The organism is Flavilitoribacter nigricans DSM 23189 = NBRC 102662 (assembly GCF_002646595.1).
GTDB lineage: Bacteria > Bacteroidota > Bacteroidia > Chitinophagales > Saprospiraceae > Flavilitoribacter > Flavilitoribacter nigricans.
In genome coordinates this window covers 1-25,263 of the sequence record NZ_PDUD01000063.1, presented here as the reverse complement: position 1 = coordinate 25,263, position 25,263 = coordinate 1, and the positions used below count along the sequence as shown (strand labels likewise).

Sequence of the window (25,263 nt, the reverse complement as noted above, 5' to 3'; positions counted from 1 at the left end):
AAAATGACCACGTAATTTTCCAACCAGACTTTATGTTACGACGTCTTAGCTAACTGAAAACCTAAATAAAATCCATGTCGGTCATCACCGTAATTCTCGAGATTATAAAAATTAGCGTTCCCGCTCTGATCGTATTTTTTACCGTTAACTATCTGTTCCGAAATTATCTGGAAGGCCAGCAAAGGCTGCGGCAACAGGAAATAGAAAGAGAACAGAAAGGAGCGTCCCTGCCGTTGCGGATGCAGGCCTACGAACGACTATCCCTCTTTTGCGAACGGGTTTCCATCCCCACTTTGCTACTGCGGGTCCCTCCCGGGGACCAACCGGCCAAAACCTACCGCCTGGCCCTACTGCTGGCTATTCAGCAGGAATTCGAGCATAACATTACCCAACAGGTTTACATCTCCAGCCAGTTGTGGGAGATCATTAAGGCGGCCCGCGACGACGCGGTCAACTTCATTTCTGTTGTATCGGAAAAGATCGAGCCGGACGCTTCTGCCGCTGAATTCAGGAAAGCGCTATTGAATTATAATGCCGGCCGGGAAGCGACCGGTATGGACACGGCTTTACAAGCCATAAAAAAAGAGGCCTCGATCTATTTATGAATCCACGCAGACAATTTTTAAGAAAAATGACGGAGTTCGGCACCGCATTTGCCGTAAGTCCGTTCCTACAATCCTCGCAGGGCGACAAGCTGCTCGCAGCTTTCGAACGTACCCAGGCCCAACGACTGGCCGAAGCTACTACCGATGAGGATTTCTGGAATCAGATCCAGCAAGCTTACACGGTTTCCGCCAATGTGATCAACCTGAATAACGGTGGGGTGTGCCCCCAGCCCAAGGTGGTGCAGGAAGCCGTCGAACACTATAACCGCCTCAGCAATCAGGCACCGTCCTACTACATGTGGCGGATACTTGATGCCGGGCGTGAACCTTTGCGCCGTAAACTGGCGGACCTCCTGGGGGCATCCCCGGACGAGATCGCCATCAACCGGAATTCCAGTGAAGGCCTGGAAACCATCATCTTCGGTTTGCGCCTGCGGGCCGGCGATGAGGTGGTACTGACCAAACAGGACTATCCCAATATGATCAATGCCTACAAGCAGCGCGAACACCGGGATGGTATCAAGCTGAAATGGTTGTCCTTTGACCTGCCACTGGAAAATGACGATGAGATCGTCCAGACTTTCGTCAACGCCTTTACGGAAAAGACCAAAGTGGTGCACATCACGCACATGATCAACTGGAACGGGCAGATCATGCCGGTGAAGAAGATCGCCGATGCGGCCCACGAACGCGGTATCGAAGTGGTGGTGGACAGCGCCCATACCTTTGCGCACCTGAATTACAGCATTGAGGATCTGGGCTGCGATTACTGGGCCACCAGTCTGCACAAATGGCTGTGTGCTCCTTTCGGCAGCGGCATGCTCTACGTTAAAAAAGAAAAGATCGCTAATCTTTATCCGCTGTTTGCCGCTCCGGATCCCGAAAGCGATGATATCCGCAAATTCGAAAACCTGGGTACCCGATCCTTCGCCATCGAACAGGCCATTGGTCATGCCGTCAATTTCTTCCACATGATCGGAGCGGAGCGGAAAGAAGCGCGACTGCACTATCTCAAGAACTACTGGGCCGAAAAAGCGCAGGAGTTTCCCGGAGTAAGCATCGGTACCTCCCTGCACCGGGATTACGGTTGTGCGATCGGCCTGTTGCAGATCGAAGGGCACGATCCGGTAGATGTGAGCAGCTGGTTATTCCGGAATTACAAGCTCCATACGGTGGGCATCAAATGGGACAATATTAACGGAGTGCGTATTACGCCGAATGTCTACACCACTCCCCGTGATCTCGATGTACTGGTGGATGCGATCCGGGAGTACCCCGTTTGATATTTGGCCTAAAAAAAACAGGGCGGCATCAGACTGCCGCCCCGATACAATTCGGGTTTAGAAATATTCCCGTTAGAAATTATTGAGCTAGATCGTGTTACATAAAATGTATGGAAAGAGATCCTTAGCGTTAAATAAGAGCACGCCCTTAGGGGCACAGAGGTTGTCAAGAAAAATTAAGGCATAAAAAACCCTGTAAAATACTGCGGCAAATACGGTCTTTAATCTGGTTGACCCAAAAAGCAGGTGTAACAATTTCTTGTTACACCTGCTTGCTTTTTACCGGTAGAAATTATTGGAAATTAGATTTGATTTGTTGTGTAATCAATTGATATACAGCAGGGTATTTGTTCTTGCCAATAGCCAGGGTGCCGTAGCTGCAAAAAACGTTAAAATTCCTTCCGGTAAGGTTTGACCGTGGAAAGAAAACAGATTTCCCGCTGGTGACCGTACCCGCCGGAAGTCCCGTTGACGGATGGCCAATGGTCATCGTTAGGGATAGACGGAAAGCACCATATTTACGGACAGCATGTATAAAAGATGAAATATTATGAACCGGGAAATTGAATGTTGGCAACCCGTGCACTGGCCGGCGATCTGGGCGATGGCCCTGCTTTGGTTTTTCACCGGCTGCGCGGTATCTCCCAAAAAGGAAGCGCAGGATCTGCCACGTGTGATCGCCTTTTACACGGCTGAAAACGACCGGGCCCATATCAGTTTTGTGCACGAAGCGAATCGTTGGTTCGAGCGGATGGGGCGGGAGTACAAATTTGCCTATGATTCCACCTCTAACTGGGATCTCCTGAACGAAGATCACCTTCGAAATTACCAATTGGTCGTTTTTCTGGATACGCGTCCGGAAACGAGCGACCAGCGGTCTGCCTTTGAGCAATACATGAAAAATGGCGGCGCCTGGATGGGATTTCACTTTTCGGCTTTTGCGCTTACTCCTTCCGCTTTTCCCCAGAATTGGGACTGGTATCACAACGAATTTCTGGGATCGGGACAATACCAAAGCAACACCTGGCGCCCGACCTCGGCTCGCCTGAAAGTGGAAGCACCGGATCATCCCGTTGCCCGGCAATTGCCCGCGCTGATCACTTCCTCTCCCAACGAATGGTATCGCTGGCAGAATAATCTCCGGGAAGATCCCGCAATTCGGGCACTGCTGTCCATTGATCCCAGTAGCTTTCCCCTGGGAACCGGGCCCAAGCCGCATGAGATCTGGCACAGCGGGGATTATCCGGTAGTCTGGACGAATATGCAATACCGGATGATCTACTTCAATATGGGCCATAACGATATCGACTACGAGGGCGGCACCAACCGGGAATTATCCTTCACCTTCGGTAATCCGGAGCAGGACCGACTGGTACGCAATGCGATCCTGTGGCTGACCGGCATCCATGAAAACCGGTAGTTTTCGGTACCTATGATTTCAGGTATTTTCCTTTTGGGATCATTTCCCATATTTGTCGGATTAGATGGACATGAACACCTAAAACTTCAAGGTCGGCAGCCCCTCTGCCGGCCTTTTTTTAAGTCTTGGCTTGCCGGCGGCCACGCAGCGGACGCAAACTCCAGATGATGATCAGGCCGAGAAGACCCGCCGACAGCCAGAAAACCTGCCCGTAACTCCAACCCGCATCCAGCAAAAGCCCGAAACTGATCGGTCCCAGCGCCGTACTGAACACGATGATGGTCATGAAAACACTGCGCACGGTGCCGATGATCTCCGTACCGAAGACCTCCGCAAACAGGGCGTTCTTGATGGTACTGCCGCCGCCGTTAGAGATCGCGATGAGTACGAGTGCCAGCGGATAGCTCAGCGGGTGGGTGAAGGAAGCCAGCAAAATAACTCCGGCGGTATAGGGCAGTAACACAAAGGGAAAGAGGCGGCGAGCGGTCAGGCTATCCACCAGCGGGCCGGAACTCATCATCGACAGCGCACTGGCGATGGCGTAAACGGAAAGTGAACCGGCCACCCAGGCCGGATCCCAGCCGCGACTGTTGCCGAGTTTGATCTGAAAGAAGAAAATAGCGGTATTCAAAAAGCCCATGATGAAGACCATGGGGGTGATGATCCAGAAGTCTTTGTCCCGCATGACCCGAAAGGGATTTTTACTTTTTGACACTTCGGCGCCCTCCGTCTGGTGGGGATAGATCACGCTGCGTTCCTGTCCCTTCAGAAAGAAAAGTATGAGGGGCAGCACCACAACGGCCAGACTGAGCGCCTCGAGTTGCAGGCTGGTCCGCCAGCCCAACGCTCCGATGAGCAGCGCAATCAGCAACGGGAGCGTAGCTTCGCCCAGCGGATGCCCCAGGGTGGCTATACTGATGGCCTTACCACGATTTGAGTCAAACGCGCGGGCCATAGTCGAAATGGACGTATGACTCATCAGTCCCTGGCCGAAAAGGCGCAGCCCAAAAAATCCAAACAGGATCATAACGGGATGAATGGCCAATGACAGCAGCAGACAGGCGACACCCAGCCCGAGGACTACACCGATGGAAAATCGCCGCAACGATACGGTATCTACCAGTCGGCCAATGAACGGAAGGGAAAATGCCGAGCCCATCGTCGCAACGGCGTACAGGGAACTCAGTCCGGTATTCGTAAATCCGAATACCCGTTCGATCTCCGGGATATAGAGTGAGATCAGGAAAGTCTGTCCGAAGCTGGAGAAGTAGGTGAGCAGGACGCCAAAAAATAAAAGATAACGGTTGGTGCGGATAAAGTACCAAAAACTGCGCATGACGGTTGGTTTTGCGTCACGAAGGTAAGGGATTAAGTTGCGGGTTTTTCCCATCATATTAACCATAACTGATGTTTATACCGCTAATTTGCGCCAAAGCCGGTCGGCAGGTGAGAAAATCCCCTTTGCTTTGCCGGGTAGAGATCATTACTCATCCAAAAACCGCGGGAAAATGGTTAGCTTAACGGTATCATTTTCCGGCAGCTACCATATTGTCGGGACGAGCCTAAAACCCATCATCATGCATTCCCAGTCCATCCTTTGGGGCCGGAGTCTCCCGGCCACATTCCTTATTCCATGCCTTTTAACTTTGCTGTTGGCCAGTACGGCCTGCCGGCAAACCACCAAACCGACGGCGGATCTGATCGTAACCAATGCCCGGATCTGGACGGGTGATGAGGCCAATACTGTGGCCGAAGCCATGGCCATCGGTGGAGATACCATCCTGGCCGTTGGTGATCTGGCCGAAATAGAGGACTACCGGGGAGAACAGACCGCCAGTCTGGATGCGGCGGGGAAACTCATCGTTCCCGGATTTATCGACAGTCATGTCCACTTCATGAACGGAGGGCTCGGGCTGGCCAGCATCCAGCTCCGCGATGCCAAAACCCCGGAAGCGTTTGCCCGCCGCTTTGCGGAATACGTGCGAGCACTCGAACCCGGCACCTGGATCCTGGAAGGGAACTGGGACCACGAACAGTGGGGCGGCGAACTGCCTACCCGCGAATGGATCGACCGCTACACCCCCAATAATCCGGTCTTTGTACAACGGCTGGACGGTCATATGGCGCTGGCGAACTCCGCGGCCCTGGAGGCTGCCGGTGTCACCCAAAGTACGGAAGAGGTATTCGGCGGCACCATTGTGCGCGATGCGGCGGGCGTACCGACCGGTATTCTCAAAGACAACGCCATGGGCCTGGTTTATCCCAGCATACCCGATCCGGGCGTAGCCCAGGAAGACCGGGCGCTACGGGCTGCGATGGAATTTGTGGCTTCCCACGGCGTGACTTCCATCCACAATATGGACCCGGGAGGCATCGGTCTCCTGGAAGCCTACGAACGCCTGCGGGCGGCCAACCAACAGATCACCCGCTTCTACGTGGCACTTGGCCTGCGTCATTGGATGGATCTTCGGGATAAGATCCAGGAGGATGGTGCGGGCGACCGGTGGCTGAAGATCGGTGTGCTAAAGGCTATGATCGACGGCTCTCTGGGATCCCACACGGCCGCCTTTTTCGAGCCCTTTACCGACGCTCCGCAGGATACGGGCTTGTTCGTCAACCGGCCGGATAGTCTGTACCGCTGGATCAAGGGAGCGGATGCGGCGGGGCTTCAGGTGGCAGTCCACGCCATCGGGGATAAAGCGATTCACGAAGTGCTCAATACTTTCGAGCAGGTTGCGGCCGAAAATGGCCCGAAGGATCGCCGTTTTCGCATTGAACACGCCCAGCATATCGCTCCGGCGGATATTCCCCGGTTTGCCGCACAGGGAGTCATTGCCAGCATGCAGCCTTACCACGCGATCGACGACGGGCGCTGGGCCGATAAGGTCATCGGGGAAGCGCGCAGTAAAACCACTTACGCCTTCCGGTCCCTACTGGATGCGGAGGCCGATCTGGCTTTTGGAAGCGACTGGTTCGTTGCTCCGCCTACGCCGCTGGAAGGGATCTACGCGGCGGTTACCCGGCGCACACTGGATGATGCTCATCCGGACGGTTGGGTACCCGAACAGAAGATCACCGTGACCGAAGCCCTGCGGGCCTATACCATGGGCGCCGCATTCGCTGCCTTTGAAGAAGACCTAAAAGGATCTTTGGAGCCGGGGAAGCTGGCGGATTTCGTGATCCTGGATCGCAACATCTTTGAAATTGCACCGGAAACTATCCGGGAAGCCCGGGTAGAAAAAACGATAGTCGGCGGAAAAGTGGTTTTTGCGCGGCAGTAAGGGGATTGGCGGTACCGCTTTCCGTCCCACGATCCGTTGAATGAATAAATTCGAACCAAGCCCTTGAATCGCGTTATAATAAGGTGTATTTTCCCGCTTTTGCCTTAACCGAACACCATACATGAAATTTGTAGCGATCTCTGACACCCATGGCCTGCACCGGAACCTGTCTTTGCCGGAAGGCGACGTGATCATGCACGGCGGAGATTTTTGTGATCTCGGGAAAGAGGCACAGGTACACGATTTTCTGGACTGGTACGATTCACTGGATTTCGCCCATAAGATCTTCATTGCCGGGAATCACGACCTCATGGCCGCCGATGAGCCCAGGAAATTTCGCAGCCTCATTCCGGAAGGCATCACTTATCTGGAGGATAGCGGCATTACCATTGGAGGGATCCAGATCTGGGGATCGCCGTATCAGCCCGATCTGATCGGATGGGCGTTTGGGCGGCCCCGCGGTGCGGCCATGCAGCAGCACTGGGACCTGATCCCCGAATCGACCGATCTGCTCCTCACCCATACGCCCCCGCAGGGGATACTCGACCAATCGAGTTCCGGACTTACGCTCGGTTGTGAAGAACTGAAACAAAGGTTAGCGTTTATCCGGCCCCGGGTACACGTGTTCGGCCATATCCACGCTGCCTACGGTCAGGACCGGCGGGATGGGATCCACTTCATCAATGCCTCCAACATCAATTCCCGCCACGGCCTGGTCAATGAAGCGGTTACCTTCGAATGGTAGACCTGGCAAAAGTCTAAAACCGGATCATCGTATAACCCTCGTTCTGCAGGTTCAAAAACACCGTCATTGCCGATAGTGCCGTTTGTATCGGCGCAGCCAGATGCTGGGGATCAATGTTTCGGGCGTTGATCGACTGCCCGCACATATAGATCTGCGCTCCGGCTTTTTCCAAAGCTTCCATCAGCGGGATATTGGGATTGTCCACGCCGTATTTTTGGCGATAGGTCTCGTTATCCAGGGCATCCTTACTGGCTTTGTTGTGGATCACGCCCACTACTTTCAGATTTTTCAGCGGCACTCCGGCATTAGCGTGCATATTGATAAACCGGGCCAGCGTGTTGAGCATCGGGTTGACCGCAGCCGGATCATCCGGAGAATCGTGCACATCGAAGACGACCTTGTATTTCTTTTTGGTATCGGTTTTGAAATCCGGATTATCCACGGCAAAGGTGTTTCCGTAATTTTCGATGACGGGTCCCTTCACCCGGCGGCCGTTTTGGGCCAGGACCGGTTGGTGGAGTAAAAGCAGCAGAAAAAAAGCAGGTACTACGGTCCTGATCAAAATGATGGCGGTCTTTTGTAAGCGCATGTTGTGAACTTTGATGAATGATGAAGATGACTGCTTATTTGTGAAAACGAGGTGGTAAATTTTTCTCCTGCCGGTATGCAGGCAGTTGCGAACGTATGAATGGGGTCGGGGCAGCCTCCAGGGAATGGCTCTGATCTGGGTTAAATGTGATCCTGCAATATAGAAAGGGAATGGGAAACTGCGGGTAGTTTTTCGTCACGGAAATTGAAGGTATCAAAGATTAATTGGAAAAATGCGGAACATGCATAGGTAGAGAACTTCATTTAGTCTACCGGATATCGGTTTTTCCCAGGATTGGGTGTCGGATCAGAATGGGCCGGAACAGTCTTATGCCCAAAGATGCTTATTATTGTAGCGAAAACCCACAATGTGTCCTCACGACGCAAAATCGAACAAGTATGAAACTAAGCAAGACCTTTCTTACCCTACTTTTAATGGGGTGTAGCCTGTTATCGGTACGGGCTGATTTTAGTATCCATGCATTACAGGTAGAATACCAGACCACGCCCTTGGGCATCGATGAAGATCTGCCGCGGTTCAGCTGGCAAATGCAGGCCGATGATACCGAACGGGGCTACCGGCAAACCGCCTATCGCATAGTCGTAACGGATGAAAACCGACAGGAGGTATGGGATTCCGAAAAAGTCAGCTCGGACCAGTCGCTGAATATCTACTACGAGGGCCAACCGCTGGAGGCCACCACCCAGTACCATTGGACGGTGACCGTCTGGGATCAGGACGGTGCGCAACAAAGCAATACCTCCTGGTTCGAGACCGGACTGATGAACAGCGATCCGAAGCTCCCGGCCTGGAACGGAGCTACCTGGATCGGCGGACGCGATGATGATCAGGTTTTTTACCCACATTATCTGTCGGTATTCAAACTGGAATACAGCCTCGCTCTGGATGCCGCTTCCGGATCTACCCGTGCCGCTTTCGTGTTCGGAGGCAACGATCAGCGACTGATGGACCGCGATCTGAACATGCAGGCAGTCGAAAACGGGAAGGACGAAAGCTACATCGCCTTCGAACTGGATATTTCGGACCTGAACGACGGTAGCGGACCGGCAAAATTCAATATTTACCGGGTCGGTTACATCGAGGACGATCGGGCCGATGTACCCTGGAAAAGTATCGACATTCCGGCCGACAAGATCAGCAACTGGAATAAATACGAGGCGCACCATTTCTATGTAGACAACAATTTCGGCCTGTTTGAAATATTCCTGGATGGTCGGGAACCCGCGGACATGATCTCCGAAGGCGATCAGCAGGATTCTCCCTTCGCCATGCCCGGCATGAATATTAACCCGGTGGGCCGGGGGCACGACTACATCAGTTTTCCCATGCTTGGAGACATCGGCTTTCGCCTGCCCGCCGGACAGCAGGCTGCTTTCACGGATATCGCCATCCGGCATTATCGCTATCCTTCCAATGTTATCTATACCGAAGAACCCGGTGCCGCTTACCGTGGAACATTTTCCGAATTAGCGAAAAACGGATCCGGATTGGAAATAGAGGAAGGCAGTTTTCAGCTGAACGGCGGTGAGGACGGCGTCCTTTTGCTGGCCGATCCCAGTCGCAATGCCGTTCCCATGCTCCGCACGGAATTCACTACCGGGAACAAAACCGTAAAAAAAGCCCGCCTCTACGCTACGGCGCGCGGTATCTACGAACTGTATCTCAACGGAGAGCGGGTAGGGGAGGATTACTTCAATCCCGGACTGACCCAGTACAACAAAACCCACATGTACCAGACCTACGATGTAACGGACCTGATGCGTTCCGGCGGTAATGCTCTGGGGGCCTGGCTGAGTGAAGGCTGGTGGAGTGGTAACATTACCTATACGGGAGATAACTGGAATTTCTTTGGAGATCGCCAGTCCTTGCTCTGCCAGTTGATCATCACCTTTGAAGACGGTACGGAGCAGGTGATCGCTTCCAATCCCTACGATCAAAACTGGAAGTATTTCAACGACGGCCCCATTCGTTACGGCAGTTTTTTCCAGGGAGAAGTATACGACGCCCGGAAGGAAGCTGCTATCGAGGGCTGGAGCACGGCGGCCTACGATGATGCCGACTGGACAGCCGCGGTGGAAGTGCCGCTCGAAGGCAACAGCTATATAGGAACTTTCGACGCCGGCCGGCGCGGACAGATCACCTTTGATTACGATGACCTGAAGATCATGGGACAGGTCGGTAAAAATGCCGGCATAGCCAAGATCCTGACGCCCGTATCGGTAGAGGAGGTCCGCCCGGGCGTATACGTTTACGATATGGGGCAGAATATGGTCGGTTTTCCGCGGATCGAGCTGCCGGCCGGACCGGCCGGCGAGACCGTGACGCTTCGTTACGCGGAAGTGCGCTATCCGGATCTGCCGGAATACAGTGGCAATATCGGTATGATCATGCTGGAAAATATCCGGGCGGCACTTACGCAGGACGTACACATTCGTAAAGGAGGAGCCGAGGTCATTCAGCCGCGTTTTACTTTCCACGGCTTCCGGTTCCTGGAGATCACCGGGATCGACGAAGCTCTGCCGCTCGAATCCGTACAGGGGCTGGTGATCAGTTCGATCGATGAACTGGCTTCCAATTACGAGACTTCCAACGAGCTGGTCAACAAGCTCTGGGAAAACATCACCTGGTCCATGCGTGGCAACTTCCTGTCCATTCCTACCGATACCCCGGCCCGGAACGAGCGCATGGGTTGGAGCGGTGATATCAGTGTTTTTTCGCGGGCATCGACCTATCTGGCTTCGGTTAATCAATTCCTACGCCGGCACCTGTTGGCCATGCGCGACATTCAGCGGGAAGACGGCCGTTTCACCGATGTGGCCCCGGTTGGCGGTGGCTTCGGCGGTACCCTCTGGGGCAGTGCGGGCATCGTGGTCGCCTGGGAAACCTATCAGCAATTCGGTGACCTGGAACTGCTCCGGGAACACTACGATGCCATGAAGGATTACGTCGCCTATCTGGGTACCCGGATCGATGAAGAGACCAATATCCTGAACGAAGGGCCACTGGGGGACTGGCTGAGTCCGGAAGGCAACAAGAACGATAATACGCTTCTGTGGACGGCCTACCACGCCTACGATCTGGAGATCCTGGCGAAGACCGCCGAACTGCTCGGCAAAACGGCTGATGCCCGGGAATTTCGCCGGCAATACGAGGAGCGGAAGGCTTTCTTCAATGCCACTTATGTAGATCCGCAATCCCATAAAACCGTCAAATCGGGACTGGTAACGGCCGGACTGGCCCCTCCCGGTGAAACGCGCGAAGAAACCAAAACCGACAAAGGGGAATTGGTGGATACCCAGGCCTCTTACGCCATTCCACTGGCCTTGGGGATCTTCAACGAAGATCATAAACCGCAGGCAGTAAAAAATCTGGTAGCCGCAATCGAGCGGGAAAATACCGATGACAGCGGCGTCCGGCGGCCGTCCTATTCCCTGATGACCGGCTTTATCGGTACGGCTTCCCTGATGCAGGCACTGTCGGATAACGGAGAGGACGACGTGGCCTACCGCATGTTGCAGCAGGAGACCTACCCATCCTGGTTGTACTCCGTAGTCAACGGCGCGACTACCATCTGGGAACGCCTGAATTCCTACACCGTGGAGAACGGTTTCGGCGGTAATAACCGCATGAACTCCTTCAATCACTACTCCTTCGGGGCGGTAGCAGCCTGGATGTACAACTATTCCCTGGGAATCCAGCGCGATCCGAAAAGCCCCGGCTTCAAGCATTTTATCCTGCAGCCTACGCCGGATCCTACCGGAAAGATGAAGTTTGCCGAAGGCTATTACGATTCCATGTACGGTACCATTCGCAGTGCGTGGTCGCAGGAAGGTAAGACCTGGACGTATACCGTGAGCGTTCCGGGAAATACCACTGCCACCCTCTATTTGCCGGCCGCTTCGGCGAAGAAGGTACGGGAGCAGGGGAAAAAACTGAAAAAAGCTAAAGGGATCGAAGTGAAAGGACTGCAGGGAGACCGGCTCGAAATGACACTGGCGTCCGGAACATACGAATTTACGATCCGGCGGTAGTATTTTTTATCCGCGAGATCTAAAGATATGGATCATGCGAATCAGGAGTTAAACCTGTAATCAATGTGCCTTTAGGCACAAAATGTAGGTAGCAAAATGACCATTTGCCGGCTTAGCGTGCCGTAGGTACGCCATGTAAAACCATATTGCGTACCTACGGCACGCTGAACCTCCCAAATTATTGGACGGGCTACCTATATCTCGTCCCTCCGGGACTTTTAACTCCTGATTCGCATGAATCATGTTGCTGTAGATGGCGACCGGCTCTCACTCACACGATTCAAAATCATTTACCTGCTCCCTTATCCGAATTATTTACCACCGAAAACAGCGAAAAAGAGTAACCTCATTTTACGTCCGATCCGGTTTTTCCATGGGATGCTGATCGCGGCCACGCCCTGTTAGGTGTCAGAACGGAAAATTCCGGTGCCGAAGAATTACCGTTAAAAATGGTTTTCCTACCGTTGAAACGACGATATGGTCAGCTCCCTTAATAGGCCGGAAAAAATAGAGGAGGTAGCAATAAATTCATTTACTTTGCGCATCCGTAACAAAAGGTGAAACCCCGGAATTAATTAAGTGATAAGAAGCAATATATATTCAATTGCTTGTATTTGATGGATCTTATCAAGCTACTCTTCTTCTCAGGTTGACTGGCAATACGAGCTGATCATCCCTTTATTCTATCCGCAAACGTCTTTTAAAATGAGTCAAGCAAAGGTTTTGCTGTTATTGGCCGCGATGGCATTCGGTCTGTCTTCTTCAATTGTCCATGCTCAAAATTTGCCTGCTGATCCCGGACTCACGGCCGGATTTATAGAAAACCGGGGACAGGTCCACGATCAGCACGGTTTGCCCAATCCGGAGGTGCTTTATCTGCTGCCGCTGGGCAATGGCCTCAATGTACAGTTGCGCCGGGATGGTTTCAGTTACGATACTTATCAAACCCAGCCGGGGGACGGCCATTTCAAGCTGCACCGGGTAGATATCAACTTCTCCCACGCTAACCCGGCGGCCGAACTACTGGCGCTGGAACCGACCGGTGAGGTGCTCCATTACCCATCGACGGGAACCGAGCAGGTCCGTCAATTTAAAAAACTGGTCTACCGCAATATCTACCCCCGGATCGACATCGAATTCCTGGCTTCCGTCACTACCGGCAAACCGGTTGAATACAATTTTATTCTGCACCCGGGTGCCTGTCTGGCCGACGTTCAACTCGCCTATTCGGGTATGTCCGCACTCACGCTGGAAGAAGATATGCTGCGCCTGCAACTGGCGGATGTCGTACTCCGGGAAGAGATCCCCGTCAGTTTCTGGTCGGATGACCGGCAGTCGGTCGACATCGACTATCAGATCCTGGCCGGTACGCCGGAAGCGGTGATCGTGGGATTTTCCGCGCCCCTGGCGGAGATCCACCGCACCCTGGTGATCGACCCCATTCCCCATCTAGACTGGGCGACCTATCTGGGCGGCAGCGGCGATGACGGCAGTCGCGATCTGGTTTTGGATCCTGCCGGTAATGCCTACATCGTTGGTTCCAGCAACTCTATGAATGCGGTGGCCACAACCGGCACCTATCAGAATACCCTGGCCGGAGGCTACGATGCGTTCGTCGCTAAATTCGATAATGACGGACAGCGCTTGTGGAGTACCTATTTCGGCGGGACCGAAACGGACCTGGGACAAAATATCGATCTCGATCCCCAGGGGAACATTTACATTACGGGGGCAACAAACTCCACCGCCGGGATCGCCACTGCGGGCGCTGCTCAGGAGATCTACGGCGGCGGCGGGAACGATGGATACGTTGCCAAATTCAATGCCGGTGGGATACTGCAGTGGGCGAGTTACCTGGGGGGCTCCCGGGATGAATTCTCTAATGCACTGACGACGGACCTCTCCGGCAACGTCTTTATCTCCGGCTGGACCAATTCGGATGACGGTATCGCTACGGCCGGGGCCCACCAGACCGTTTTCTCCAGCGGTCAGGATGTCTATCTGACAAAATACGATACCGATGGCAACCTGCAATGGAGCACCTACTACGGCGATGCGGGGCTGGACATTGGACTCCAGCTGGAAGCGGACGCAAGCGGGAACGTCCTGCTATCGGGCTGGACTTCTTCCACTACCAATATCGCTACCGCCGGTAGTCATCAGGATACCTACGGCGGCGGAACGGCCGACGCATTTCTGGTTTTTTTCGATGAAGCCGGCGTTCGCCAGTGGGCCACCTATTACGGTGGATCCGGCGACGATTACGGAGATGCCCTGCAACTGGATGACTCGGGCAATATCTTCCTGGGTGGGCCCTGTACTTCGGCCGACGCTATGGCCACGGCCGGCACCCATCAACCTGCCAAAAGTGTTGGTTTCGATGCCTTCCTGGCGAAACTGGATGCCGGCGGTGTCCGGCAATGGGGTACCTATTACGGTGGTGGTCAGGATGAAACCGGCTACGGGATCGCCATCGGTGCGGATGGCGGCGTATATCTGACCGGATTTACCAATTCTGCCGATGGGATCGCCACCGCCGATGCGCACCAGACGATTTTCGCCGGTGGGGACTGGGATGGATACTGGGTAAAATTCGATGCCGTCGGAATGCGCGAAGTAGGCACATATTTTGGTGGTGCGCTCAGCGATCAGGCCTATGCCATCGATGTGGACGCTTCCGATCAGGTTTTCCTGGCCGGCGTCAGCAGTTCGATGCAGGATATCAGTAAGGGGACGATCCACCAGCCGGACTTTGGTGGTGGCGGGACCGATGCCTTTCTGGCGCGTTTCGGTCCGTGTAATGAACCGGTGCTGGATGTGCCGAACGGCGGCTATCTCTGCGCCAATCAGGATTTCGTGCTGGAACTGAATTTTTCGGAAGCCGGACCCTATACCTTCATTTACACCATTGACGGTGTCGAACAATCGCCGGTCACTACTTCGGATACTGCTTATTTACTGTCGCTCACTTCGGCGGATTATCAGGATTCGGTAGTGATCACGGCCGTAAGCAGTGGAGACTGTGAAGGTACGATCACGGGTTTGCCTTTCATTCGTACGGTAGAACCACTGGCTGCCGCGGCGCCGACCGTGGATTGTGATACGCCCAGCCAGACTTACACCGTCAGCGTTGAGCTTTCGGGAGGAGCGCTCAGTTACGTTCCGGTGGCTCCGGCTACGGGCACGGTCAACGGCAATATATTTACCACGGACCCGATCCCCGCGGCCCAGGACTATTCCTTCCAGCTTACTTCCGGTCTGGGCTGTGATACGATTACGATCAGCGGCGTGCCGCAGTGCGATGGACCCTGCCAGTCACTTAATATCACGGCCTCCGGTAACGGCCCGATCTGCGAAGGGGAGGACATCCAGCTAACGGCCGAAGACGGCGCGATGAACTACAACTGGAGCGGCCCCGCCAATTTCACCAGCACCGAACAGAATCCGACCATTACGAATGTAACGGCGGCTTTTGCCGGTACCTACCAACTGATCGCCGATGACGGGAACGGCTGCTCGGAAACCTTCACCGTAGAAATTGTCGTCAACCGGGCTCCGGTGATCAACAGCATCGATGCTCCGCCCCTGACCTGTGCGGATAACAGTACGACGGTTACCGTTGACGCCAGCGGTACGGGTACTTTGGAATATTCTCTGGATGGGATCACCTACAGTGCGCAGAATACTTTCCCGGACCTCACGGCCGGCAATTATGATCTCTATGTGCGGGACGATTCCGGTTGTGTCAAGGAAAGCACCATCAGTCTGCAGACCGCCGACGGGCCGGTTATTACGTCCCTGGAGGTCGTACCGCCGGACTGCGGTGAAACAAACGGGGCCATCAATATCATCGCTTCCGGAGACCAGCAACCACTCGAATACTCCATCAACGACGGGGGGACCTTCCAGGCCGGCAATACCTTTGAAAACTTGCCCGCCGGGAGCTATCCGGTCATCGTACGCGATGCGGCCGGCTGCGTGATCTCCGCTTCGGCTACCCTCGCCGGTGGTGGTGAGCCTCCGGTGATCGATGAAGTACTCATCGAGCAGGCGGCCTGTGCCATTGATCAGAACAGCATTACGGTGAATGCCGTGAGCGCCAGCAATCAGTTGTCCTACTCCATTAACGGAACGGATTTTCAGAACAGCAATCGCTTTACCAATTTGCTGCCCGGAAACTACTCCGTCACCGTGGAGGATGAAAACGGCTGTTCGGTGACCGAAGTAGTCAACATTCCACCGCTGAGCGTATTGGTCATCGATGAGGTGGTCAGCCGACCGGCCGATTGCCGGGGCAACAGCGGTAGCGTGGAAGTGATAGCCAGAGGTGGCTCCGGCTTGATTACCTACCAACTGGATACCACGGTACAGACCACTCCGGAATTTGAAGGCCTGGCTCCGGGGAATTATCTGCTGACGGTTTCGGATGAATCCGGTTGCAGCCTTTCCCGGCAGATCAATGTCGCCCGCGGCGATTGTCCGATCTACATCGCCAATGCCTTCTCACCGAACGGTGACGGCGTGAACGATCGTTTTGCGGTATTTGCCGCCGCCGGTATCGTCGGTCAGGTAGAGACCTATCGCATCTTCAACCGCTGGGGCAATCAGGTGTACGAGGCCAACGGTTTTCCGCTGGGAGATCAGGGACTGTGGTGGGACGGCTCGGTCCAGGGACGTCCGGTGGCTACCGGGATGTACCTCTATTACCTGGTGATCCAGCTGGATGGCGGAGAACAGATCATCGAGCAGGGTGAGGTGAATGTGGTACGCTAGTGGGCTGTAGAATTAATTTCCAAACATTTGCTCCTGCTGTTTAGGTAGAATTGTTTGGGATTAATTTGGTATGCATTTTTTCAATGGCAATATCACTTTCAACTGCAATAGCAAGTGAAAGGCAACAGCTTACATCGTCATTGACCTTTTTGCCTGATTTTAAACTATTGGAATTGATATTGCCATTGGATTTGCCATTCTTTAATTCACAAAGTGCCGGATCCACTAAACTTAGGTAAGCGTCGCGGCCTGTGCGGTTAAATTTTCCGGCAATGGATTCCACCGAAATCCATTATGGGATGTTTACCTGATAGAACAGGTCCCTGACGCAAACTAAAGTGATGAAGAAGGAAGTAAAAAAGGAGCTCGTGCAATTCGGCATTATCGGGCTCATCGCCCTGGTGTTGTACGCCACGAGCCTGCACACCCAGGCGATCGGTTATTTGCAACGGGCCCTGCTGGCTACCGGCCTCATTCGCCCGGATACGGAACAGCTTGCAGCAGCAGAACTGGAAAGCCGGCCGCCATTGGACCTGAATATCGGCCTGCTGGACGTCAACGGTCAGCCGGTAGTAATGGAAGCGTTCCGCGGCAAGGTCATTTTCGTCAACCTCTGGGCTACCTGGTGCCCGCCCTGCCTGGCGGAAATGCCGAATATCGATCAGTTGTACCGGGATATGGACGAGGAGGACGTCGTTTTTGTCATGCTTTCCGTCGATAAGGATTTCTCCAAGGCCAAAACCTACGTGGAAGGGCAAGACTTTGCGCTCCCCATTTATCAGGTACTGCGTAACTGGCCGCCCGAACTGGACGCCACCACCATCCCCTCCACTTTCGTGATCGACCGGTCCGGCAGGATCGTACTGGAGCACCGGGGAATGGCCAAGTACAATACCGAAGATTTCCGGTCCTTTTTGCGCGGCTTACTGTAGCGCATCGGGAAAAGCGGATACTGCACACGATTTCCGGAGACCGGGACGTTCCAGTTTGGTATTAATTTTTTGTATCATTGATCGTCCGGAACCAGCCCTGGATCGCCATCGGTCGGGCTCCTTAATTTTGCAGAATCCTATACCTTATGTCGGAACAAATTTTGGTATCGCCCAATTCGAAAAGTGACACGGCCCTGCGCTGGATCAGCCGGATTATGGTCGCTACCGTCTGGACCAGTGCATTGCTGTTCGGGCTCTTTATCCTGTCTTTCTATTTTGTGGCTTTGCTTAAAGGCAATACGGAGCAGTGGAATGAGATCCTGCCCGGCCTGTACGATACCCGCACGGGATCGGCAACGATCGGGATCGGCATTCACTTCGCAGCGGGAGGCATCATTCTCGTACTGGGCTGTATCCAGTTGCTCCGGCAGGTCCGGGAAAAGTATCCGGCACTGCACCGCTGGCTGGGCCGGCTTTATGTAACCGCTTCGTTATTGACCGCTCTAGGCGGTCTGGTCTTCATATTTGTCAAAGGTACCATCGGCGGCACGGTGATGGACATCGGTTTCGCGGGATACGGAATACTGATGTTCCTGGCTGCGGTAGAGACGATCCGCCACGCGCGCGCCGGGCGTATGGAACGCCACCGGGCCTGGGCGATCCGGCTTTTTGCCCTCGCTATCGGATCGTGGTTGTACCGGATGGACTACGGCTTCTGGATCCTGTTTACGGATGGGCTCTGGCATACGGACACCTTCACCGGTGGATTTGATTACTTTATGGACTTCTTTTTCTATCTGCCCAATCTGGTAGTGGCCGAATTTTTCATTCGTCGGCAGCGCCTCGTCCAACAGCCCGTCCTCAAATGGCTGGCGGCTTCGGGAATGGTCGTGGCTACGGCCTTTCTCATCCTCGCAACTTACTTCTTTACGCTGCATTATTGGGGCCCGGCGATCGTGGAACTATTTACAGGTGCCTGAAACGATGCTGGTCTTACGGATTTTGCAGAAATGCGACGCATCGGGAATTAAAATATTATTTTGGTAGTTATGGGGTTGGATATTTATGGAATTAGCCAGCTACATACAACACATCAGGATCCACCTGATCCGTACCCACGTCCGGGTACTGGACTGGTTTGAGGTGTCGGATGCGCTGAAAGCTTACCGACCCGCAGACGGGGGCTGGACCGTTGCCGAGATCCTGGAACACATTGCACTGACCAGTCATTTCCTACTAATCCTGATCGATAAGGGAACGGGGAAAGCCCTGCGCAATGTCCGGGAATTATCGCTGGACAGGCTGCTGGCGGAAACCGTTTTCGACCCGGCGCGTATCAATGCGATCGGGGTGCACAAATCGTTCGACTGGATCCGGCCGGAACACATGGAGCCAACTGGCACCAAAAGTGAGCTGACGGTAAAAGCCGAACTGACCGATCAGTTGCAGCAATGTCTGACCTATCTGGACCGGCTCCATGCCGGAGAAGGCCTGCTTTATACCACCACCATGACGGTCAACGGACTCGGTCGGCTGAATGTCTACGAATACATTTATTTCCTCAGTAAACACGCAGAGCGCCATTTGCAGCAAATGGAAGAAAACCGGACGGAGTTTCTGGAGTTTTCCCGGGCGCACGAATCAAATTAAAACCATGACACTGGAAGACCTGGGATATAACGATCGATTGAAAGCCTACTACCGCGAACGTCAACTGGATGGGTATAGCATCGGCCGGATCGTATCCGAGCACAAAGAAAGATATACGGTAAAAACCACCGATGGCGAATTTCAGTCCGAACTCATCGGAAACCTCCGCTTCACAGCCGAAAGCCGGTACGATTTTCCGGCGGTTGGTGATTGGGTTGCCATCTCGGAATACGATGAAGATAAAGCGCTGATCCACGCCATTTTCCCCCGCAGTTCCATCATCGAGCGGCAGGCCGCCGGCCGATCCGCCCAGGTGCAGATCATTGCCACCAATATTGATTACGGCTTGATCGTACAGGCTGTAGACCGGGATTTTAACCCCAACCGCCTGGAACGTTACCTGACGATTTGCCACGCGTCCGGTGTAGAACCGATCGTGGTGCTGACCAAGATCGACCTCATTGAAGAGACCGCACTGGCCGAACTGCTGACCGGGCTTTCCCGGCGGATCAACGACATTCCGGTCATACCGGTAAGTAATACGGAGGGTACTGGCCTGGCAGAACTTGCTCCCTACATTCAGGCGGGTAAGACCTACTGTTTGCTGGGCTCTTCGGGTGTCGGGAAGTCGACTTTGCTGAACCGGCTGGCGGGTACCGATCTGATGAAAACGGGAGATATCAGCGATGCCGTCAGCAAAGGAAAACACACCACTACCCACCGCGAACTCATTCTGCTGGAACGGGGCGGCATTCTGATCGATAATCCCGGTATGCGGGAAGTAGGGATTACAGATGCTGCCGGGGGACTGGAGATGACTTTTGATCAGATCATGGAACTGGCGGACGCCTGCCGCTTTAAAAATTGCACCCACCAGCACGAGCAGGGATGTGCCGTACTGGAAGCCCTGGAAACAGGAGAGCTGGAAGAAGCTGCCTACGAAAATTTTCAAAAGATGCAGCGGGAAAGAGCCCGCTTTGAGGCCAGCAAAGCTGAGCAGCGCCGCAAGGATAAATCATTAGGGAAGTTGTACAAACGGATCCAGGAGGAGCGGCGGCGCAATAAATTCTGAATGAGCATGATCTTTTTCCGTCGTATTTGGTCCCGTATTTTGGTTGTAGCCTTGCTGGTCGTAGGAAGTATAGCTTGTGAAAGGTCAGTTGGTCCCGACGAACTGGACCGGATGCTGGCGGATTATCGCTTTACAATAGAAGCCATTTCGTACGGTGGACTAGTCGGCGAGACCCGGGCTACTTACCAATTCAGTTCTTTTCTTGACTCTATGGATGTTTATTTGGTTCATCATACCATCAGGCCCAAAGAAAAATATTCGATCCGGATCCCCAAAGCGGAGTACGATCAACTGATCGCTAATTTACACTGCATGAGCCGGGCCCATCAGGATAAGTTGCCCACCCGCAAGGGCTGTTCTCCGCCCTGGGACCGGGAATATTTTATCCGAAGGGGGATCGATCGCCTGCGGATCTTTCCCGCGGACACGGTCACTTGTTCCATAGAAGACATTTTGTACCCTTATCTGCTGGCTGAGCAGCAGATCGAACTTTAAATCGAGATTTATTACCCATATTCGCCTAAAACACTGACTTCATGCAAACAACCGTCGTTCCCGCACTCAAGGCCCTTTTTACGCGAGACCTTAACCGCCTGAAACAGGAATTAACTGCCTATCAGACGGAGGCCAACCTTTGGCTGGTAAAAGGAGATATCAAAAATTCCGGGGGAAATCTGGCACTACACCTCATCGGAAATTTACGGGCCTTCATTGGCGCTGAACTGGGGAAAACCGGCTACATCCGCAAGCGGGACGAGGAGTTCTCCCTGAAGGATGTGCCGCGTGACCAGATACTGGCCGAGATCGACCTGACCATTAGTGAGATCGAAGGGGCGCTGGATCAGCTCCGTCCGGAAGATCTGCAGGCCGAATATCCGCTGCTGGTATTCCGTGAAAAGACCGCTGTCCAGTACTTCCTCGTGCATTTGGCTACCCATTTGGGCTATCACCTCGGGCAGGTCAATTATCACCGTCGATTACTGGACTAAAAGTATTACCTTTGAATTTTACAATTTGAAGGTTATGGATAAGATATCAACTCTGGAACAGTTTTACGAAGAGACCCGATCTTTTGTGCCGGAGGACATCGGCCGGGAGATCGGACACTTCAATGTGTTTAAGATCGACGAGTTGATGGCGGCCAGCAAAGGCAAACCGGTGATGCCGTACAACCGCAGGGCTTACTATAAGATCAGTCTCATCCGGGGACGCAATCGCGCCGAATACGCGGATAAGACCATTGAGATCGAGAAGAATGCCCTGTTGTTCGCTACGCCGAAGGTGCCTTATCACTATGTGCCGGAGGATGAGGATCAGTCCGGTTCCTTCTGTATTTTCACCGGCGACTATCTGGCCAAAGATAAAAGCGGCATCCAACTGGATGACCTGCCTTTGTTCGCTCCCGGCGGCTACCCGGTGTTCCAGCTGTCGGAAGAACAGGCCGAAGAGATCGATGCGATCTTTCAGAAAATGCACCGGGAACTGGCCTCGGATTACATCTACAAATACGATCTGCTGCGCAATTATACCCTGGAATTGATCCACTACGGGCAAAAGCTGCAGCCGATGTCGGCCACGCATTCCACCCAGAATGCATCTACCCGGATCACATCTCTGTTCGTGGAACTGCTGGAACGACAATTCCCAATTGAATCTCCCCGGCAACGGCTGCAGATGCGCACCGCGGCTGCCTACGCGGATCGACTCGCAGTACACGTCAATCACCTCAACCAGGTACTCAAGGAAACTACCGGCAAGACCACATCGGCCATCATCAGCGGCCGGATTATCAAGGAGGCCAAGATCCTGCTGAAGCAGACCGACTGGAATGTTTCCGAGATCGCCTTCGCCCTGGGCTTCGGTGAAGTGGCGCATTTCTCCAATTTTTTCAAAAAACATACCTCCTTTACGCCGGTGGCCTTCCGGCAATAGGAACATCATTTGATTTTTGCAAATAAGCCATTGATGTTTGCAAACCCCTGGCGGTGGTAGGCCTTTACTTTTGTACTCATTACTGATTAAAAAAATAAAAAAGATGAGTCAAAGTAAAATAGCCCTGGTAACCGGAGGTAGTCGGGGACTGGGAAAGAACATGGTATTGCATCTGGCGAAGCAGGGAAAGGACGTAGTGCTCACTTACCGCAGTCAGCAGGAAGAAGCCGAGGCCGTAGTCCGGGAGGTGGAGCAACTGGGACAACGAGCCGTTGCTTTTCAACTGGACGTCGCAGAGGCGGGCAGCTTCGATGCTTTTGTCAGCCAGGTCCAAACCAAATTGCAGGAAGTTTTCGGCACTAAAAAACTCCATTATCTGGTGAATAACGCCGGCATCGGAGTGTACGCTTCCTTTCCGGAAACTACCGAGGAACAATTGGATCAGCTTTTCGACATTCACTTCAAAGGGCCCTATCTGCTTACCCAGAAGATTCTGCCGATCCTGGCCAATGGAGGTTCTATTGTGAACATTTCCAGTGGTCTCGCCCGTTTTGCCCTCCCGGGTTATGCGGCCTACGGAGCGATGAAGGGCGCCATGGAAACCCTGACGCGTTATCAGGCCAAAGAACTGGGCGCAAGACAGATCCGCTCTAATATTGTCGCTCCAGGCGCAATCGAAACGGATTTCGGCGGCGGCTCCGTACGGGATAACGAGCAGGTCAATCAGTTCGTTTCTTCGGTAACTGCCCTCGGCCGGGCCGGCCTGCCGGAAGATATCGGTGGGGTAGTGGCTTTCCTGTGCTCGGAGGAAGGTCGGTGGATCAACGGTCAGCGGATCGAGGTTTCCGGGGGGATGATGCTGTAGGTTGTTTGATGAGTATTGATTGGGATATGGCCGATCCGGTAGTTTACTGGATCGGCCATATTCGTATCAGGGTATTCCAGTGATTACAATTGCCTGCCCGGATGCTATCCGGTCTCCTGCCGCCCGGTAACCAACCCCGCAAACAATCTCTCCCAAATACTCACCATTCCGCCGGAAGATGTTTACCTTTAAAAATCCTTCAAAACGAAAAAATCAACAATTATGGCCCTTTCCCGTCGAAAGTTCCTCAAACAGACGGCTTTGACTGCCGGCGCTATTTCCATTGTTCCACGCTACGTACTCGGTAAAGGCTTTGTGCCGCCCAGCGATAAGATCAACATCGGTATGATCGGACTGGGGAAACAAAGTAGAGGCCTGGCCTCGCGTTTTCTGCAGCAGACCGAAGCGCAGATCGTGGCCGGTTGCGATGTCTGGACCACCAAAATGAAATGGTTCCAGGATCATGTATCCTCCGTTTACGCCGAGCACCGTGAGAAAGCTGATTTCAAAGGGGTGGATGTCTACCGCGATTACCAGCAACTGATCGACCGGCCGGATATCGACGCTGTGATCGTCGCCACGCCGGATCACTGGCACGCTATTCCCTCGATCGCCGCTATGGAAGCCGGCAAGGACGTCTACTGTGAAAAACCGCTGACCCATACGATTGCGGAAGGCCGCGAAATGGCCAAAGCGGCCAAACGGACCGGTCGCATCGTCCAGACCGGTAGTATGCAGCGGTCGCGGGAAGGTTTCCGAAAAGCCTGCCAGCTGGTGCGGAACGGCTACCTCGGAAAGATCGAAAAAGTACTGGTTAATGTGGGCGACCCGGCCCGGGACTACGACCTGCCCGCCGAACCTAAACCCGCGGAAGTGGACTGGGACCTCTGGTGCGGCCCGGCTCCCATGCTGGCCTACAACCATCGCCTGGCTCCCTCCAGCAATGATGTGGATTTCTGGCCCGACTGGCGACTCTTCAAAGAAGTAGGGGGTGGCATTCTCTGCGACTGGGGCGCTCACATGTTCGATATCGCCCAGTGGGGACTGGGTATGGATCATACCGGTCCGGTAGAATTTATCCCGCCGGAAGATCCCAAAGCGGTACGTGGCCTGAAGATGCGTTACGCGAACGGCGTGGAGATGGTCCACGAAGATTTCGGTCGGGGATGGGCGGTGCGTTTTATCGGCTCCGAAGGCAGCATCGATGTGAGTCGTCAGTTTCTGGAAAGTACGCCGGAGAATATCGTTACGGCGGAGTTGAAAGCCAGTGACGATAAACTGTACGTAAGTGACAACCACTACACGGACTGGCTGAATGGGATCAAAAACCGGACCCAGCCGATCTGTGATGTGGAAACGGGGCACCGATCCGCTTCGGTCTGCAATCTGGCCAATATTGCTTACTGGCTGAATCGGCCCTTGCAGTGGGATCCTAAAAAGGAAAAATTCATCAAGGACAAGGAAGCCAATAAACTACGGAAAAAGAAGAACCGGAGTTCTTTTTAAAAAGCTTCGGAAAATTTAAAATAGGGGACATGAATCACCCCGGATTTTATAAAAGGCGGTGTATGACCTCAGAGAGGTCGAATATTCGTAGAATTTAGCCTAGATAAGCGTTTTCCGACCTCAGGAAGGTCGCACATTTACCACATTGCTCCATGTTGTGCGGCCTCGCTGAGGTAGGGTGTACAATCTGCGGGGTAGAAATTGCGTGCATTTTTTATCAATACTTTTCGTTCGACTTAGTGCAATCAGATGTCGTGGTGCGGGTTGGGAAGCGGGCAAAATGGTGGGTGTGGGTGCCTGCTTCGTGGGAGGGATAATTTTGCCCGGCCTTTTGGGTACTTTTTTGGCGTAAAAAAGTACGGAGAAATTTAAAAAATACCGCATGATTAGTGTGCTATATTGTACACACTACCTCGCTGAGGTCGAAACCAGGAATTCTACTATTTTTCTACGAATGTTTAACCGCTACGAGATTATTTTTGAGTCCTGAAAAAATTCAGGATGAACTGTGTTCCCATGCAAGCAAAAGAGTGAAAAAATTATGCTGATTTGTATTTG

General features: G+C 53.4%; 19 protein-coding genes. 16 read left to right on the top strand and 3 right to left on the bottom strand.

Going from position 1 to position 25,263, the window contains the following annotated elements:
• Nucleotides 1-74: 74 nt before the first annotated feature.
• The 3 genes from CRP01_RS38850 to CRP01_RS38840 all read left to right on the top strand — a co-directional run bounded on the left by CRP01_RS38850 (nt 75) and on the right by CRP01_RS38840 (nt 3,308).
• Nucleotides 75-605: a DUF7935 family protein gene (locus tag CRP01_RS38850; RefSeq protein ID WP_099155503.1), complete on the top strand. Its 531-nt coding sequence runs from the start codon at nt 75-77 to the stop codon at nt 603-605.
• Nucleotides 602-1,888 (top strand): aminotransferase class V-fold PLP-dependent enzyme, encoded by a 1,287-nt coding sequence (locus CRP01_RS38845; protein WP_099155502.1) that lies wholly within the window; start codon nt 602-604, stop codon nt 1,886-1,888. Before CRP01_RS38850 ends, CRP01_RS38845 begins: the two co-directional genes overlap by 4 nt.
• 550 nt (nt 1,889-2,438) lie before the next feature.
• On the top strand, nt 2,439-3,308 hold the full coding sequence (locus CRP01_RS38840) for a ThuA domain-containing protein (protein WP_222845926.1): 870 nt from the start codon (nt 2,439-2,441) through the stop codon (nt 3,306-3,308).
• A 118-nt stretch (nt 3,309-3,426) separates the two neighbouring features.
• Here CRP01_RS38840 and CRP01_RS38835 read toward each other — a convergent pair whose 3' ends face one another.
• Entirely contained in the window at nt 3,427-4,644 is a 1,218-nt protein-coding gene (locus CRP01_RS38835; RefSeq protein ID WP_170110731.1) for an MFS transporter, read from the bottom strand.
• Nucleotides 4,645-4,816: 172 nt separating this feature from the next.
• Here CRP01_RS38835 and CRP01_RS38830 point away from each other — a divergent pair, with 172 nt between their 5' ends.
• Nucleotides 4,817-6,589 carry an amidohydrolase gene (locus CRP01_RS38830; protein WP_222845925.1) on the top strand — a complete coding sequence of 591 codons (1,773 nt, stop codon included), beginning with the start codon at nt 4,817-4,819 and terminating at the stop codon, nt 6,587-6,589.
• A gap of 121 nt (nt 6,590-6,710) precedes the next feature.
• Complete coding sequence (locus tag CRP01_RS38825; protein ID WP_099155500.1) at nt 6,711-7,334, top strand: metallophosphatase domain-containing protein; 624 nt, start codon at nt 6,711-6,713, stop codon at nt 7,332-7,334.
• Nucleotides 7,335-7,347: 13 nt separating this feature from the next.
• Here the strand turns inward: CRP01_RS38825 and CRP01_RS38820 are convergent, their stop codons facing one another.
• Complete coding sequence (locus tag CRP01_RS38820; RefSeq protein WP_099155499.1) at nt 7,348-7,923, bottom strand: DsrE family protein; 576 nt, start codon at nt 7,921-7,923, stop codon at nt 7,348-7,350.
• 398 nt (nt 7,924-8,321) lie between these two features.
• Between CRP01_RS38820 and CRP01_RS38815 the strand changes: the two genes are divergently transcribed.
• Both CRP01_RS38815 and CRP01_RS43610 read left to right on the top strand, forming a co-directional pair.
• Nucleotides 8,322-11,975 carry a family 78 glycoside hydrolase catalytic domain gene (locus CRP01_RS38815; protein WP_099155498.1) on the top strand — a complete coding sequence of 1,218 codons (3,654 nt, stop codon included), beginning with the start codon at nt 8,322-8,324 and terminating at the stop codon, nt 11,973-11,975.
• 705 nt (nt 11,976-12,680) lie between these two features.
• Entirely contained in the window at nt 12,681-16,748 is a 4,068-nt protein-coding gene (locus CRP01_RS43610; protein ID WP_099155497.1) for a DUF7948 domain-containing protein, read from the top strand.
• A gap of 40 nt (nt 16,749-16,788) precedes the next feature.
• Here the strand turns inward: CRP01_RS43610 and CRP01_RS38805 are convergent, their stop codons facing one another.
• Nucleotides 16,789-17,031: a hypothetical protein gene (locus CRP01_RS38805; protein WP_099155496.1), complete on the bottom strand. Its 243-nt coding sequence runs from the start codon at nt 17,029-17,031 to the stop codon at nt 16,789-16,791.
• A 58-nt stretch (nt 17,032-17,089) separates the two neighbouring features.
• Here CRP01_RS38805 and CRP01_RS38800 point away from each other — a divergent pair, with 58 nt between their 5' ends.
• The 9 genes from CRP01_RS38800 to CRP01_RS38760 all read left to right on the top strand — a co-directional run bounded on the left by CRP01_RS38800 (nt 17,090) and on the right by CRP01_RS38760 (nt 24,705).
• A complete protein-coding gene (locus CRP01_RS38800) occupies nt 17,090-17,680 on the top strand; it encodes a TlpA family protein disulfide reductase (RefSeq protein ID WP_099155495.1) in 591 nt (196 codons plus the stop codon).
• Nucleotides 17,681-17,826: 146 nt separating this feature from the next.
• On the top strand, nt 17,827-18,660 hold the full coding sequence (locus CRP01_RS38795) for a DUF2306 domain-containing protein (protein ID WP_099155494.1): 834 nt from the start codon (nt 17,827-17,829) through the stop codon (nt 18,658-18,660).
• Nucleotides 18,661-18,745: 85 nt separating this feature from the next.
• Nucleotides 18,746-19,330, top strand: coding sequence for a DinB family protein (locus CRP01_RS38790; RefSeq protein ID WP_099155493.1), 585 nt, complete (start codon nt 18,746-18,748; stop codon nt 19,328-19,330).
• Between the two features lie 4 nt (nt 19,331-19,334).
• The gene (gene rsgA, locus CRP01_RS38785; protein WP_099155492.1) at nt 19,335-20,402 is read left to right on the top strand and encodes a ribosome small subunit-dependent GTPase A; all 1,068 of its coding nucleotides are present in this window, start codon (nt 19,335-19,337) and stop codon (nt 20,400-20,402) included.
• A 6-nt stretch (nt 20,403-20,408) separates the two neighbouring features.
• A complete protein-coding gene (locus CRP01_RS38780; RefSeq protein WP_143473732.1) occupies nt 20,409-20,897 on the top strand; it encodes a hypothetical protein in 489 nt (162 codons plus the stop codon).
• 41 nt (nt 20,898-20,938) lie between these two features.
• The gene (locus CRP01_RS38775) at nt 20,939-21,391 is read left to right on the top strand and encodes a DinB family protein (RefSeq protein ID WP_099155490.1); all 453 of its coding nucleotides are present in this window, start codon (nt 20,939-20,941) and stop codon (nt 21,389-21,391) included.
• Between the two features lie 34 nt (nt 21,392-21,425).
• Nucleotides 21,426-22,334 (top strand): helix-turn-helix domain-containing protein, encoded by a 909-nt coding sequence (locus CRP01_RS38770; RefSeq protein ID WP_099155489.1) that lies wholly within the window; start codon nt 21,426-21,428, stop codon nt 22,332-22,334.
• A 103-nt stretch (nt 22,335-22,437) separates the two neighbouring features.
• Nucleotides 22,438-23,199: an SDR family NAD(P)-dependent oxidoreductase gene (locus CRP01_RS38765; protein ID WP_099155488.1), complete on the top strand. Its 762-nt coding sequence runs from the start codon at nt 22,438-22,440 to the stop codon at nt 23,197-23,199.
• A gap of 222 nt (nt 23,200-23,421) precedes the next feature.
• Entirely contained in the window at nt 23,422-24,705 is a 1,284-nt protein-coding gene (locus CRP01_RS38760; RefSeq protein ID WP_099155487.1) for a Gfo/Idh/MocA family protein, read from the top strand.
• Nucleotides 24,706-25,263: the final 558 nt, after the last annotated feature.

What these genes read in the sequence shown, in the direction of transcription:
- CRP01_RS38850 (WP_099155503.1), top strand. Translation starts at nt 75, where the DNA reads ATGTCGGTCATCACCGTAATTCTCGAGATTATAAAAATTAGCGTTCCC.
- CRP01_RS38845 (WP_099155502.1), top strand. Translation starts at nt 602, where the DNA reads ATGAATCCACGCAGACAATTTTTAAGAAAAATGACGGAGTTCGGCACC.
- CRP01_RS38840 (WP_222845926.1), top strand. Translation starts at nt 2,439, where the DNA reads ATGAACCGGGAAATTGAATGTTGGCAACCCGTGCACTGGCCGGCGATC.
- CRP01_RS38835 (WP_170110731.1), bottom strand. Translation starts at nt 4,644, where the DNA reads ATGCGCAGTTTTTGGTACTTTATCCGCACCAACCGTTATCTTTTATTT.
- CRP01_RS38830 (WP_222845925.1), top strand. Translation starts at nt 4,817, where the DNA reads ATGGTTAGCTTAACGGTATCATTTTCCGGCAGCTACCATATTGTCGGG.
- CRP01_RS38825 (WP_099155500.1), top strand. Translation starts at nt 6,711, where the DNA reads ATGAAATTTGTAGCGATCTCTGACACCCATGGCCTGCACCGGAACCTG.
- CRP01_RS38820 (WP_099155499.1), bottom strand. Translation starts at nt 7,923, where the DNA reads ATGCGCTTACAAAAGACCGCCATCATTTTGATCAGGACCGTAGTACCT.
- CRP01_RS38815 (WP_099155498.1), top strand. Translation starts at nt 8,322, where the DNA reads ATGAAACTAAGCAAGACCTTTCTTACCCTACTTTTAATGGGGTGTAGC.
- CRP01_RS43610 (WP_099155497.1), top strand. Translation starts at nt 12,681, where the DNA reads ATGAGTCAAGCAAAGGTTTTGCTGTTATTGGCCGCGATGGCATTCGGT.
- CRP01_RS38800 (WP_099155495.1), top strand. Translation starts at nt 17,090, where the DNA reads ATGAAGAAGGAAGTAAAAAAGGAGCTCGTGCAATTCGGCATTATCGGG.
- CRP01_RS38795 (WP_099155494.1), top strand. Translation starts at nt 17,827, where the DNA reads ATGTCGGAACAAATTTTGGTATCGCCCAATTCGAAAAGTGACACGGCC.
- CRP01_RS38790 (WP_099155493.1), top strand. Translation starts at nt 18,746, where the DNA reads ATGGAATTAGCCAGCTACATACAACACATCAGGATCCACCTGATCCGT.
- rsgA (WP_099155492.1), top strand. Translation starts at nt 19,335, where the DNA reads ATGACACTGGAAGACCTGGGATATAACGATCGATTGAAAGCCTACTAC.
- CRP01_RS38780 (WP_143473732.1), top strand. Translation starts at nt 20,409, where the DNA reads ATGATCTTTTTCCGTCGTATTTGGTCCCGTATTTTGGTTGTAGCCTTG.
- CRP01_RS38775 (WP_099155490.1), top strand. Translation starts at nt 20,939, where the DNA reads ATGCAAACAACCGTCGTTCCCGCACTCAAGGCCCTTTTTACGCGAGAC.
- CRP01_RS38770 (WP_099155489.1), top strand. Translation starts at nt 21,426, where the DNA reads ATGGATAAGATATCAACTCTGGAACAGTTTTACGAAGAGACCCGATCT.
- CRP01_RS38765 (WP_099155488.1), top strand. Translation starts at nt 22,438, where the DNA reads ATGAGTCAAAGTAAAATAGCCCTGGTAACCGGAGGTAGTCGGGGACTG.
- CRP01_RS38760 (WP_099155487.1), top strand. Translation starts at nt 23,422, where the DNA reads ATGGCCCTTTCCCGTCGAAAGTTCCTCAAACAGACGGCTTTGACTGCC.